General features: G+C 61.3%; 9 protein-coding genes. 7 read left to right on the top strand and 2 right to left on the bottom strand.

All coding sequences use genetic code 11. From position 1 onward, the window contains the following. The first annotated feature begins 181 nt into the window (after positions 1-181). The 5 genes from NTD84_RS16285 (at position 182) to NTD84_RS16265 (ending at position 6,260) form a co-directional block, all read left to right on the top strand. Complete coding sequence (locus NTD84_RS16285) at positions 182-1,216, top strand: ABC transporter ATP-binding protein (RefSeq protein WP_262167388.1); 1,035 nt, start codon at positions 182-184, stop codon at positions 1,214-1,216. Between the two features lies 1 nt (position 1,217). Continuing rightward, complete coding sequence (locus NTD84_RS16280; protein WP_262167385.1) at positions 1,218-2,165, top strand: ABC transporter permease; 948 nt, start codon at positions 1,218-1,220, stop codon at positions 2,163-2,165. Beyond that, the gene (locus tag NTD84_RS16275; protein WP_262167382.1) at positions 2,155-2,964 is read left to right on the top strand and encodes an ABC transporter permease; all 810 of its coding nucleotides are present in this window, start codon (positions 2,155-2,157) and stop codon (positions 2,962-2,964) included. Before NTD84_RS16280 ends, NTD84_RS16275 begins: the two co-directional genes overlap by 11 nt. Before the next feature lie 157 nt (positions 2,965-3,121). Next, positions 3,122-4,546 (top strand): gamma-aminobutyraldehyde dehydrogenase, encoded by a 1,425-nt coding sequence (locus tag NTD84_RS16270; protein WP_262167380.1) that lies wholly within the window; start codon positions 3,122-3,124, stop codon positions 4,544-4,546. A 229-nt stretch (positions 4,547-4,775) separates the two neighbouring features. Further along, entirely contained in the window at positions 4,776-6,260 is a 1,485-nt protein-coding gene (locus tag NTD84_RS16265) for an APC family permease (RefSeq protein ID WP_262167377.1), read from the top strand. A gap of 168 nt (positions 6,261-6,428) precedes the next feature. Here NTD84_RS16265 and NTD84_RS16260 read toward each other — a convergent pair whose 3' ends face one another. Then, entirely contained in the window at positions 6,429-6,614 is a 186-nt protein-coding gene (locus NTD84_RS16260) for a hypothetical protein (protein ID WP_262167374.1), read from the bottom strand. 415 nt (positions 6,615-7,029) lie between these two features. Between NTD84_RS16260 and NTD84_RS16255 the strand changes: the two genes are divergently transcribed. After that, positions 7,030-8,658: a glucan biosynthesis protein D gene (locus tag NTD84_RS16255; protein ID WP_262167371.1), complete on the top strand. Its 1,629-nt coding sequence runs from the start codon at positions 7,030-7,032 to the stop codon at positions 8,656-8,658. A gap of 176 nt (positions 8,659-8,834) precedes the next feature. Here NTD84_RS16255 and NTD84_RS16250 read toward each other — a convergent pair whose 3' ends face one another. Beyond that, positions 8,835-10,256 carry an amino acid permease gene (locus NTD84_RS16250; protein WP_262167369.1) on the bottom strand — a complete coding sequence of 474 codons (1,422 nt, stop codon included), beginning with the start codon at positions 10,254-10,256 and terminating at the stop codon, positions 8,835-8,837. A gap of 589 nt (positions 10,257-10,845) precedes the next feature. Between NTD84_RS16250 and NTD84_RS16245 the strand changes: the two genes are divergently transcribed. After that, positions 10,846-13,962, top strand: coding sequence for a transglycosylase domain-containing protein (locus tag NTD84_RS16245; protein ID WP_262167366.1), 3,117 nt, complete (start codon positions 10,846-10,848; stop codon positions 13,960-13,962). Positions 13,963-13,977 lie beyond the last annotated feature (15 nt).

Genomic DNA, 13,977 nt, shown 5'->3' with positions numbered 1-13,977 from the left:
GCGAGCCGGCTCCGGGCGGCGTTCCGACGATGCGGTAATCACAGTCGACATCACCGCTGACTGACCCACCGCCATCGCGAGCAGGCTCGCTCCCACAGGTGATCATCGCCAGAGATATATGTTTTTCAGAAGTCCAGGCAGGGCCGCTGCGACGGCCCTCGCCTAATGGGAGCACCGCACCATGACGCTTGCAGTCCAGTTCACCAACGTTTCCCGTCTATTCGGCGATGTGAAAGCCGTCGACCGGGTTTCCATCGACATCCAGGACGGCGAGTTCTTTTCCATGCTGGGCCCTTCCGGCTCGGGCAAAACCACGTGTCTGCGCCTGATCGCCGGTTTCGAACAACCGAGTGCCGGCTCGATCCGGATTCACGGCGAAGAGGCCGCCGGGCTGCCGCCGTATGAACGTGATGTAAACACCGTGTTTCAGGATTACGCGCTGTTCCCGCACATGAACGTGCTCGACAACGTGGCCTACGGTTTGAAAGTCAAAGGCGTCGGCAAGCACGAACGGCAGAAGCGCGCCGAAGAAGCCCTCGACATGGTCGCCCTCGGCGGCTACGGCGAGCGCAAACCGGTGCAACTGTCCGGCGGTCAGCGCCAGCGCGTGGCCCTGGCCCGCGCCTTGGTCAATCGCCCACGAGTGCTGCTGCTCGACGAACCACTCGGCGCCCTCGACCTGAAGCTGCGCGAGCAGATGCAGAGTGAGCTGAAGAAGCTGCAACGCCAGCTCGGTATCACCTTCATTTTTGTCACCCACGATCAGACCGAAGCGTTGTCGATGTCCGACCGCGTGGCCGTGTTCAACAAGGGCCGCATCGAACAAGTCGACACCCCGCGCAACCTCTACATGAAACCGGCGACCACCTTCGTCGCGGAATTCGTCGGCACCTCCAACGTGATTCGTGGCGACCTGGCCAGGCAACTGAGCGGCAATCCGCAGCCCTTTTCGATCCGCCCGGAACACGTACGGTTTGCCGAAGGCCCGCTGGCCAGCCATGAGATCGAAGTCAGCGGCCTGCTCCACGACATCCAGTACCAGGGCAGCGCCACGCGCTACGAAGTGAAGCTGGAAAATGGCCAGACCCTGAACATCAGCCAGGCCAATAACCAGTGGCTGGACACCAGCGCCCAGCGCCAGACCGGGCAACGCGTCAGTGCACGCTGGGCGCGGGAAGCGATGATCGCGCTGCACGACACCGTCGGCGGGGTGTGAGATGACCAGCGTCGCTCTCCCGCAAACCCCGGCCAGCGGCTCGCCGCTGCGCCGGTTTTCCAACCTGCTGTATCGCCGGCCGAACTTCTACCTGTCGCTGCTGCTGGTGCCGCCGCTGTTGTGGTTCGGCGCGATCTACCTCGGCTCGCTGCTTGTATTGTTGTGGCAAGGTTTCTACACCTTCGACGACTTCACCATGGCGGTCACCCCGGACCTGACCCTGGCGAACTTCACCGCGCTGTTCCAGCCGTCGAACTTCGACATCATCCTGCGCACCCTGAGCATGGCCATCGTGGTGTCGATCGCCAGCGCCATCGTCGCGTTCCCGATCGCTTACTACATGGCGCGCTACACCACCGGCAAGACCAAGGCGTTTTTCTACATCGCGGTGATGATGCCGATGTGGGCCAGCTACATCGTCAAGGCCTATGCCTGGACACTGCTGCTGGCCAAGGGCGGCGTGGCGCAGTGGTTTGTCCAGCACCTTGGGCTGGAACCGGTCCTGCAATTTGTCCTGGGCATTCCGGGCGTCGGTGGCAGCACCTTGTCGACCTCGCACCTGGGCCGCTTCATGGTGTTCGTCTACATCTGGCTGCCGTTCATGATCCTGCCGATCCAGGCATCGCTGGAGCGTTTGCCGCCGTCATTGCTGCAAGCCTCCGCGGACCTCGGCGCCAAGCCGCGCCAGACCTTCATGCAGGTGATTCTGCCGCTGTCGATCCCGGGCATCGCCGCCGGCTCGATCTTCACCTTTTCCCTGACCCTGGGTGACTTCATCGTGCCGCAACTGGTGGGCCCGCCAGGGTATTTCGTCGGCAGCATGGTGTACGCCCAGCAAGGCGCGATCGGCAATATGCCGATGGCCGCGGCCTTCACCCTGGTGCCGATTGTGCTGATCGCGATTTACCTGACCATCGTCAAACGACTGGGGGCCTTCGATGCACTCTGAGAAAGCTTCACTGGGTTTGAAAGTCGCAGCCTGGGGCGGGTTGGTGTTCCTGCACTTCCCGATCCTGATCATCTTCCTCTACGCCTTCAACACCGAAGACGCGGCGTTCAGCTTTCCGCCCAAGGGCTTCACCCTGAAGTGGATTGGCGTGGCGTTCTCGCGGCCGGACGTGCTGGAAGCGATCAAGCTGTCACTGCAGATCGCCGCCGTCGCCACGTTGATCGCCCTGGTGCTTGGCACCCTGGCGTCGGCGGCGCTGTACCGGCGGGATTTCTTCGGCAAGCAGGGCATCTCGCTGATGCTGATCCTGCCGATCGCATTGCCGGGGATCATCACCGGCATCGCGCTGCTGGCGACCTTCAAGACGCTGGGGATCGAACCGGGGATGTTCACCATCATCGTCGGCCACGCGACCTTCTGTGTGGTGATCGTCTACAACAACGTCATCGCCCGTTTGCGTCGCACCTCCCACAGTTTGATCGAAGCTTCGATGGACCTTGGCGCCGATGGCTGGCAGACCTTCCGCTACATCGTCCTGCCGAACCTCGGCTCGGCATTGCTGGCCGGCGGCATGCTCGCGTTCGCGCTGTCGTTCGACGAAATCATCGTCACCACTTTCACCGCCGGCCATGAACGCACCTTGCCGCTGTGGCTGCTCAACCAGCTCAGCCGCCCACGGGATGTACCGGTGACGAACGTCGTGGCCATGCTGGTGATGATGGTGACCATGCTGCCGATCCTTGGCGCGTATTACCTGACCCGTGGCGGCGAGAGCGTGGCCGGTAGCGGCGGGAAATAAATCAATTACAGACAACGCAAATCCCCTGTGGGAGCGAGCCTGCTCGCGATGACTGACTGACATTCAACAATGATGTCGACAGACAGGACGCCATCGCGAGCAGGCTCGCTCCCACAGGGGCCGGTTTCAAAACAAGAATTTTTACGAGGACAATGCCATGCAAACCCAACTCCTGATCAACGGCCAGCTCATCAACGGCGAAGGCCCCGCCCAACCGGTGTTCAACCCGGCCCTCGGCCGCGTGCTGGTGGAAATCAACGAAGCCAGCGAAGCCCAGGTCGACGCCGCCGTGCGCGCCGCCGATGCGGCGTTCGACAGCTGGTCGCAAACCCCGCCGAAAGAACGCTCGCTGCTGCTGCTGAAACTCGCCGACGCCATCGAAGCAAACGGCGAGGAGCTGGCCAAACTGGAATCGGACAATTGCGGCAAGCCCTACAGCGCTGCGCTGAACGACGAGATCCCGGCGATTGCCGACGTGTTCCGCTTCTTCGCCGGCGCCAGCCGTTGCATGAGCGGTTCTGCCGGTGGTGAATACCTGGCCGGGCACACCTCGATGATCCGCCGCGACCCGGTGGGCGTGATCGCCTCCATCGCGCCGTGGAACTACCCGCTGATGATGGTCGCCTGGAAAATCGCCCCGGCCCTCGCCGCCGGTAATACCGTGGTGCTCAAGCCGTCGGAACAAACCCCGCTGACCGCGTTGCGCCTGGCACAACTGGCGTCGGAGATTTTCCCGGCCGGTGTGCTCAACCTGGTGTTCGGCCGCGGTCCTACCGTCGGCAGCCCATTGGTTACGCACCCGAAAGTGCGCATGGTGTCGCTGACCGGCTCCATCGCCACTGGCGCGAACATCATTTCCAGCACCGCCGACAGCGTCAAACGCATGCACATGGAACTGGGCGGCAAGGCCCCGGTGATCATTTTCGACGACGCCGACATTGATGCCGCCGTTGAAGGCATCCGCACCTTCGGCTTCTACAACGCTGGCCAGGACTGCACCGCCGCCTGCCGCATCTACGCGCAGGCCGGCATCTACGAAAAATTCGTCGAGAAGCTCGGCGCAGCCGTCAGCAGCATCAAGTATGGGCTGCAGGATGATCCATCGACCGAACTGGGGCCGCTGATCACCGCACAGCACCGCGACCGCGTGGCCGGGTTCGTCGAACGCGCCGTGGCGCAATCGCACATCCGCCTGATCACTGGCGGCAAAGCGGTTGAAGGCAATGGTTTCTTCTTCGAACCGACGGTGCTGGCCGACGCGCAACAGGACGACGAGATCGTCCGTCGCGAAGTGTTCGGGCCGGTGGTGTCGGTGACGCGATTCACCGATGAAGCGCAGGTGCTGGGTTGGGCCAACGATTCGGACTACGGCCTGGCATCGTCGGTGTGGACCGCCGATGTCAGTCGCGCTCATCGCCTGGCGGCCCGCCTGCAGTACGGCTGCACCTGGGTGAACACGCACTTCATGCTCGTTAGCGAAATGCCGCATGGCGGTCAGAAATTGTCCGGTTACGGGAAGGACATGTCGATGTACGGGCTGGAGGATTACACCGTTGTGCGGCATGTGATGTTCAAGCATTAAAAGCATCGCCAGCAGGCTGGCTCCCACATCTGGAATGCACTTTCCCTGTGGGAGCCAGCCTGCTGGCGATGGCGTCACCCCGGTTTCAAGGCCGAAACCGGCACCACGCACCACCAGGTATCAACGCAGGCAACACACAACAATAACCACCGACCCGGGCAGCGCCTGCCAAGGCCCCGCCACGGTGTCGGACATCCGAAATCTGCCGATTTTCCGGAGCTAACACACCATGAACGCATCACCCGAACTCTCCGCAGCCGCTGCCGACAGCGATGCCGAGCAACTCCGCAAGCTGGGTTACACCTCCAACTTCAACCGCAGCATGAGCCTCTGGGAAAACTTTGCCCTGGGCTTCACTTACCTCTCCCCGGTCGTCGGGGTGTATACCCTCTTCGGCCTGTGCCTGGCCGCCGGTGGGCCGCCGATGTTCTGGGCCTACTTGCTGGTCGGTTGCGGCCAGTTGCTGGTGTGCCTGATCTTCGGCGAAGTGGTCTCGCAGTTCCCGATTTCCGGCGGCGTGTACCCGTGGGCTCGCCGCTTGGTGGGCAAACGCTGGGCGTGGATGGTCGGCTGGATCTACTCCATCGCCCTGTGCGTCACCATCGCCGCGGTCGCCGTCGGCGCCGGTCCTTACCTGGCCGCCATGCTGGGTTTTGAACCGAGCAACAACACCAACATCGTGATCGCCCTGGTGCTGACGCTATTCGCCACCCTGGTCAACCTCAGCGGCACCAAAGTGCTGGCGCGCATCGCCATGTTCGGCTTCCTTTGCGAACTGGTCGGCGCGGTCATCGTCGGCGTTTACCTGCTGATCTTCGAACGTCATCAACCGCTCAGCGTACTGTTCAACACCTTCGACATCAGCATCAACGGCTCCTACCTGCCGGCCTTCCTCACCGCCTCGCTGGCGGGGATGTTCCTGTACTACGGCTTCGAGGCCTGCGGTGACGTGGCCGAAGAAACCCCGAACCCGAGCAAGCAAATCCCGGTGGCCATGCGCATGACCATCTACATCGGCGGCGTCGCCGCGATGTTCGCCTGCCTGGCGCTGATCCTCGCCGTACCGGACATGCAAGCCGTGATCAACGGCACCGACAAAGACCCGGTCACCACCATCCTCAACAACGCCTTCGGCCCGGTCGGTTCGAAAGTGGTGATGGGCGTGGTGATGATTTCCTTCATCTCCTGCGTCATCAGCCTGCAAGCCGCAGCGAGTCGTCTGCTGTATTCCTACGCCCGGGACGAAATGGTCATCGGCAGCTCGCTGCTGAAGAAGATTTCTCCTACGACTCAGGTGCCGGTTGCCGCGCTGTTCGTCTCCGGTGTCCTGCCGGCGCTGATCATCATCCTTGGCTTCTTCCTGCAAGACGCGGTCGCCACCATCGTCAGCTTCGCGGCGATCGGCATCTACCTCGCGTTCCAGATGATCGTCCTCGCGGCACTGTATGCCCGCATCAAAGGCTGGAAACCGAGCGGCAAATTCACCCTCGGCGCCTGGGGCTGGGCCGTCAACATCGGCGCCCTGCTCTACGGCATCAGCGCCATCATCAACATGGCCTGGCCGCGCACTCCGGATGCGGCGTGGTACATCAACTATGCGATGGTGCTGAGTACGGCGATCGTGATTGGCCTGGGGTTGCTGTACATGTGGATTGCCAAGCCGTATGACCATGGGACGGCGCCTGCCGGGGATGCCTGGAAGGTTGGTCGCTAACGTGATTTGCCCCGGGATCAAGTAAGGTCCCGGGGCACGCTCTACCCCTGTAACTGAAGACGAAGGCTCCTACAGTTAACGATTCATTGCATTTCGAAATACATCGCAGGATGGGTAAGTGTCGACGTTGAGCCGCGGAGCTTGCCACGGCTGAACGTCGTTCCTCATTTAAAACCTCGAAACGCTCCTCATCGCATCCACCAGATACCGCATCGCTATCCGGTCGTTCTCCGACAGCTCGCGGTAGCGTTCCACCAGCTTCAATTCCTCCGAATTAAGACGGCGCCTTCGCCGCCCGAGGCCCAGGCAGGGGAAGATTCCCAACATTTCGGTGATGCCTTGTACTTTCGACATGGACGATGTCCCTCTCTACGTCAAAGAAAACTTCAGATACCGCATCGCCCTTCCCTTTTTCAGCCGCCTGTTCGTGTCAACTGAAATCCCACCGGCCTGAGGGCAGAAACCGGTCATGCCCATAGAATAGAAACTATCCGGGCGCTGAAAAGCGGTTTTTAGAGTAATTAGTCGAAAAAAGCAGAAATGCCCTCTAAATCAGAAATGGCTGTGGGAAACGTTTCCCGGAAATGTCTTGTTTCATAGCGATGCCATCGTCGCGCCATCAATGATTTTTTCTCGGCGGGCGAACGGTTTAAGCTATTTGGCATCTGTTTAAAGTCCGCAGCGTTTGGCCGAAGGCATGTCCGAACCTCCATTTTTGATCCGGCACGTGCCAGGAACGGCACCGGATTGTTCACGACAGGTTGTACTTATGCACCGCAGGAATTTGCTCAAAGCGTCCATGGCCATTGCGGCCTACACCGGTCTGTCGGCCAGCGGCCTGCTCGCCGCCCGGGCCTGGGCGGCTAACGACACCGCCGACGGTGAAGCGCAGGCCTTCGATTTCGAGACGTTGAAGATCCAGGCCAAGCAGCTCGCCGGCAGCCGCTATGAGGACACCAAGCAGGTGCTCCCGCCGACCTTGGCGACGATGACGCCACAAAATTTCAATGCCATCCGCTACGACGCCAATCATTCCCTGTGGAAGGATCTGAAAGGTCAGCTGGATGTGCAGTTCTTCCACGTCGGCATGGGCTTCAAGCAGCCGGTGCGCATGTACAGCGTCGACCCCAAGACGCGTCAGGCGCGGGAAGTGCATTTCCGCCCTTCGCTGTTCAACTATGAAAACACCAAGGGCGTCGACACCCAGCAGCTTAAGGGCGACCTGGGTTTCTCCGGGTTCAAGCTGTTCAAGGCGCCGGAGCTGGACCGTCACGACGTGTTGTCTTTCCTCGGCGCCAGTTATTTCCGTGCGGTCGATGCCACCGGCCAGTACGGTCTGTCGGCCCGAGGGCTGGCGGTCGATACCTACGCTAAAAAGCGTGAAGAATTCCCCGATTTCACCAAGTTCTGGTTCGAGACCCCGGACAAGGACAGCACCCGGTTCGTGATGTACGCCCTGCTCGACTCGCCGAGCGCCACCGGCGCCTACCGTTTCGACATTGATTGCCAGGCCAGCCAGGTCGTAATGGCCATCGATGCGCACATCAACGCGCGGACCGCCATCGAGCAGTTGGGCATCGCGCCGATGACCAGCATGTTCAGCTGCGGCACCCACGAGCGACGCATGTGCGACACCATTCACCCGCAAATCCACGACTCGGATCGCCTGGCGATGTGGCGCGGCAACGGTGAGTGGATCTGCCGTCCGCTGAACAATCCGGCCACGCTGCAATTCAATGCCTTCGCCGACACCGACCCGAAAGGGTTCGGCCTGGTGCAGACCGATCACGAGTTTGCCAGCTATCAGGACACCGTCGACTGGTACAGCAAGCGCCCGAGCCTGTGGGTCGAACCGACCACCGCGTGGGGCGAAGGCTCTATCGATCTGCTGGAAATTCCGACGACGGGCGAAACGCTGGATAACATCGTCGCCTTCTGGACCCCGAAAAAACCGGTCGCGGCGGGTGACTCGCTGAACTACGGCTACAAGCTCTACTGGAGCGCACTGCCACCGGTCGGCACGCCGCTGGCGCGGGTCAACGCGACCCGTTCGGGCATGGGCGGCTTTACCGAGGGCTGGGCGCCTGGCGAGCATTATCCGGAAGTCTGGGCGCGGCGCTTTGCGGTGGACTTCACCGGTGGCGGGCTGGACCGTTTGCCGGAAGGCACGGGGATCGAGCCGGTGGTCACGTGCTCCAACGGCGAGGTCAAGGACTTCAACGTGCTGGTGCTCGATGACATCAAGGGTTACCGGATTACCTTCGACTGGTTTCCGACCAATGACAGTGTGGAACCGGTGGAGCTGCGGTTGTTCATTCGCACCAATGACCGGACGTTGAGCGAGACGTGGTTGTATCAGTATTTCCCGCCGGCGCCGGAGAAGCGTAAGTACACCTGAGGGTTATTGATTGGCTGATTTGGCCTCTTCGCGAGCAGGCTCGCTCCCACATCTGGAATGCATCCCCTGTGGGAGCGAGCCTGCTCGCGAAGACGGCCGCTCAGACAACAGATCTCTACCCGCAAACGAAAAAGCCCCGGTCACAACAACCGGGGCTTTTTCATTTCAAGCGTCCATCACGAAACCGAACGCACCGTCCCTTGCGTGGCATTGGTCGGCTGCAACTTGAACACATAAAACAACACCGTCAGCAGCAGCAAAAATGCCGGGCCGACGTACAGCGCCACGCGGGTGTCCGGGAAGTACGCCATCAGGCCGACCACCAGCACCAGGAACGCCAGCGCCAGGTACGAGCTGACCGGGTACAACCACATCTTGTATTTCAGGCCGGCACGTTCGCTGGCACTCAGGCCCCTGCGAAATTTCAGCTGCGCCAGCAGGATCATCACCCAGGTCCAGATTGCGCCGAAGGTGGCGATGGCCGTCACCCAGACGAAGACTTTCTCCGGCACCAGGTAGTTGAGCAGCACGCCTAGCAACAGGGCGAAAATCGACAACAGCAACGCCCGACGCGGCACACCGTTATTCGAGGTCTTGGCGAAACCGGCCGGGGCCTGGCCGTTCTGCGCCAGGCTGTAGAGCATGCGCCCGGTGCTGAAGATGCCGCCGTTGCAGGACGACAGCGCCGCCGTGATCACCACGAAGTTGATGATGCCGGCGGCGGTCTTGATGCCCAGACGCTCGAAAGTCATGACGAACGGACTGCCCTGGGTGCCGATTTCGTTCCACGGGTAGATCGACAGGATCACGAACAGCGCGCCGACGTAGAACAGCAGGATCCGCCAGAACACCGAGCCGATGGCGCTGGGAATGGTCTTCTGCGGGTTCTTCGCTTCGCCCGCGGTCAGGCCGATCATCTCGACGCCGAGGTAGGCGAACATCACCATTTGCAGGGACATCAACACGCCTTGCACGCCGTTGGGCATGAAACCGCCATGGGCCCACAGGTTGGAAATGCCCAGCGCCACGCCGTCGTTACCGAAACCGAAGGCGATCACGCCGACGCCGCCAACGACCATGGCGATGATGGTGACGATCTTGATCAGGGCGAACCAGAATTCGAATTCACCGAAGGCCTTGACCGCGATCAGGTTGATCGAGCCCATGCTGATCAACGCCGCCAGCGCCCAGATCCAGCGCGGCACATCCGGGAACCAGACGCCCATGTACACCGCCACCGCGGTGATTTCCGCGATGCACGTCACCAGCCACAGGAACCAGTAGTTCCAGCCGGTCAGGAAGCCCGCCAGCGGGCCGAGATAATCCTGGGCGTAACGGCTGAAGGAGCCGGCGACCGGGTTGTGCACGGCCATCTCGCCGAGGGCGCGCATGATCACCAGGATCGCCAGACCGCCAATGATGTAGGAGAGCATGATGGCGGGGCCGGCCATTTCGATGGCCTTGGCCGAGCCGAGGAACAGGCCGACGCCGATACAGGCACCGAGCGCCATCAAGCGAATATGCCGTTCGCCGAGTTCGCGTTTAAGCGGGCCGCCCTGAGCGGTCTCGCCGTGGGGCAGGTGATTGCCGACTGGCATGGGGTACAACCTCGTCTTGTTATTGGGTAGGGCCACCGAGTGTCGAAGCGCTGGCCGATAAGCCATTGCTTGCCTGAAACCGGCCCTGCTTCGTGGGCAGAACCGTCTTGTAGGACAAACCTCCAAGATCAGCGGGGCGTGCAGTATAAAAAGCTTCCTACAGGAGTTTTCACTCTATAAACCACAACATTCAGCGGGAACTCTCGGCAAAAGCCCAGCTAGCGGAGGCGCATCACCTGGCTTTTGTAGGAATATTCGTCACCGAAACGGCGCGGAGTATTGCACAGCATTGGTGCATCGTCATGTCCCTACGAAGGTAGAACTTGCAGTGCGATGGCTCTAATCCGGCCTTCACAGCCATGAAGCACTCTGGTAGGAGCTGGCTTGCCAGCGAGGGTCGTAAACGATGGCGCATTGCGCCTGGGTAAGCGCGTTGCCCGAGCGTCCATCGCCGGCAAGCCAGCTCCTACAGGATCGGCGTGGATTCGGGAAATTCGCGACAACCGTGTTCACAATTTTTTCACCATCGCCAACCACCGACTAAGCTTCAGACAAGTCCGATCAATCTGCGTGAATGGATCAGTCGACTATGGGCGCTTTGTGGCAAACCGATTCGAGTAAATCTGTGGTTCCGACTGAACGTGTGGATGAAGCGCCTTTACCTGAAAAACCGCCTCGCAGTCGCACGAAGCACGGCTGGAAGGCTTTCTGGTTACTGTTGTTGATTATCGCGGTCGTCGTGGGGCTGGCGGCCGCCAAGGAAATGCGCACCTCGAAGTTTCAATCCCGCGAAGCCAGCAAGTTTGCCGCAACCCTGACCTATGAACTGAAACCCGGCCCCAGCGATGCGATCCGCTACCCCGGCGCCGGGCCTTTCGACCTGCGTCTGGGATACAGCTCGCTGGGGGAATTCCTGCCGCGATTGATCAAGCGTGATTACGTGGTTGCGGCCCAGACGCGCTTTTCCCAGGCGATGATGGACTACAGCGACAAGGGCCTTTTCGTGCCCTATCAGGAGAAAATCCAGGCGGGGTTGTTGATTACCGACTGCCGCGCGGCGCCGTTGTATCAGTACAAATACCCGCAACAACTCTACTCCAGCTTCGATGCCATCCCGCCAGTGGTGGTGAACAGTTTGCTGTTCATCGAAAACCGCTTCCTGCTCGATCCAAAACAGCCCCGGGCCAACCCCGCCGTGGACTGGCCGCGTTTTGGCATGGCCGCGTGGTCGCAGGTGGCCAAGTTGCTCCACATGCCTGGCCAGTCGGCGGGCGGCAGTACGCTGGCGACACAACTCGAGAAGTACCGTCATTCCCCCGACGGGCTGACGGTGTCGGGCGGCGAAAAGATCCGTCAGATGATTTCCGCCAGCATCCGCGCCTATCAGGCCGGGCCGGAAACCCTTGAGGCGCGGAAAAACGTGGTCCGCGATTACCTCAACAGCGTGCCGCTGTCGGCGGTGCCGGGCCATGGTGAAGTGCATGGCATGGCCGAGGGCCTGCGCGTCTGGTACGGCGCCGATTTCAATGAGGCCAACGATGCGCTGGCCAGCACCGACACCGATCCGAAGGCCCTGGCGGCGAGGGGCCTGGCCCTGCGTGAAATGCTCTCGTTGATGATCGCCCAGCGCCGCCCCTCCCATTACCTGACCAAGGGCCATGACGAGCTGGCTGACCTCACCGACAGCCACATTCGCCTGCTGGCCCAGAACAACGTGATCGATGCACCGTTTGCCGCGGCCGCGCTGGCCAGCAAAGTGACCTACCGTGATTGGCAGGCCCAACCGACAATCCAGCCGATCGAAACCAACAAAGGCATCAGCGTGGCGCGCAGCCGACTGGCTGGGCTGCTCAATCGGCCGCTGTACGACCTCGATCGCCTCGACCTCTCGGCCACCAGCACGTTGCAAGGCGACCTGCAGACCCAGGCCACCGAATACCTCAAGCGTTTGGCCGATCCCGCGTACGCCGCGCAGATCGGCCTGATCGGCGAACGCCTGCTCACCCCCACCAGCACCACCCAGGTGCGCTACAGCTTCACCCTGTTCGAACTGACCCCGGACGGCTCGCGCGTACGGGTGCAGACCGACAGCACCGATCAGCCGTTCGACATCAACGAAGGCAGCAAGCTCGAGTTGGGCTCCACCGCGAAAATGCGTGTGCTCACCACTTACCTGCAAATCATCTCCGAGCTGCACGATAAATACGCCGGGATGAGCGTGCCGGAATTGAAGAAAGTCGACGTACCGGATCAGGATCGCCTGAGCCGCTGGGCCGTCGACTACCTGATCCAGAACAAGGATCGTAATCTGCAAAGCATGCTTGGCGCTGCGCTGGACCGCAAATACTCGGCCAGCCCCGGCGAGGCGTTTTTCACCGGTGGCGGGCTGCACGTCTTCCACAACTTCCGTAACGAAGACAACGGCCGCATACCGACCCTGCGCGATGCCCTGCGCGAATCCATCAATCTGCCGTTCATTCGGCTGATGCGTGACCTGGTGCGCTACACCACCTATTCCGGCCCGAACAACAGCGCCGCACTGCTCGGGGATGACCGCGATCCGCGGCGCCAGGAATACCTGGCTTCCTTCGCCGACCGCGAAGGCACTTCGTTCCTGCTGAAGTTCTGGAAAAAGTACAAAAACAAGGACACTCAGGAGCGGCTCGAAACCTTCCTCGACAGCATGCGGCCGACGCCGATCCGCATGGCGGCGGTGCATCGCTATTTGCTGCCGCAGGCCAGCCAGGAAAGCTTCAACAGCTTCGTGCGCTCACACATGAGCGGCGCCAAGCTCACCGAAAAACTCACGGACGAACGCCTGCAACGTCTTTACGAAAGCTACGCCCCCGGCATTTATGACCTGCCGGATCAGGGGTTCATCGCCAAGGTCCACCCGCTGGATCTGTGGCTGATGGGTTATCTGTTGAATCATCCCGACGCCAAGTGGAGCGACGTCGTCAAGGCCAGCCAGTTTGAACGCCAGGAGGTTTACAGCTGGCTGTTCAAGAGCAAACACAAGGGCGCCCGGGATGGCCGCATCCGCACCATGCTGGAGATCGAGGCGTTCCTCGACATTCACCAGCGCTGGCAGAAAGTGGGCTATCCGTTCGATCACCTGGTGCCGTCACTGGCGACCGCCATTGGCAGCTCCGGCGACCGGCCGGCCGCGTTGGCCGAGCTGATCGGCACCATCCTCAACGATGGCGTGCGCATGCCGACCCTGCGCATCGACAGCCTGCACTTCGCGGCGAATACGCCGTATGAAACCAAGCTGATCAACGACCCCGATGTCGGCAAACGGGTGATGCCGGTGGAAGTGGCCAGGGCCATGCGCGAAGCCTTGTCGCAGGTCGTGGATGCCGGTACCGCCAAACGGGTGTCGGGCAGCTTCGTGACACCGGACGGCAAACCGTTGGGCATGGGCGGCAAAACGGGGACCGGGGACAACCGCATCGAAGCCTTCGGTTCCGGCGGGCGGATTCTGAGTTCGAAGTCGATCAACCGCACGGCGACGTTCGTGTTCTACATCGGCGATCACCACTTCGGCACGTTGACCGCGTTCGTGCCCGGGCGCACCGCCGAAGCGTTCAAATTCACCTCGGCGTTGCCGGTGCAGGTGCTCAAGGGCATGGCGCCCATCCTCACGCCGTACTTGCAGCCGGGCAACAACACGGAATGCCTGCCGGTCGAGGTCGCGCGGCGCTGAAGCCCGTCCGTTTGA

This window comes from Pseudomonas sp. 14P_8.1_Bac3, from assembly GCF_025466085.1.
In the GTDB taxonomy this organism is placed as follows: Bacteria; Pseudomonadota; Gammaproteobacteria; order Pseudomonadales; family Pseudomonadaceae; genus Aquipseudomonas.
This window is presented reverse-complemented; position numbering and strand designations above follow the sequence as displayed.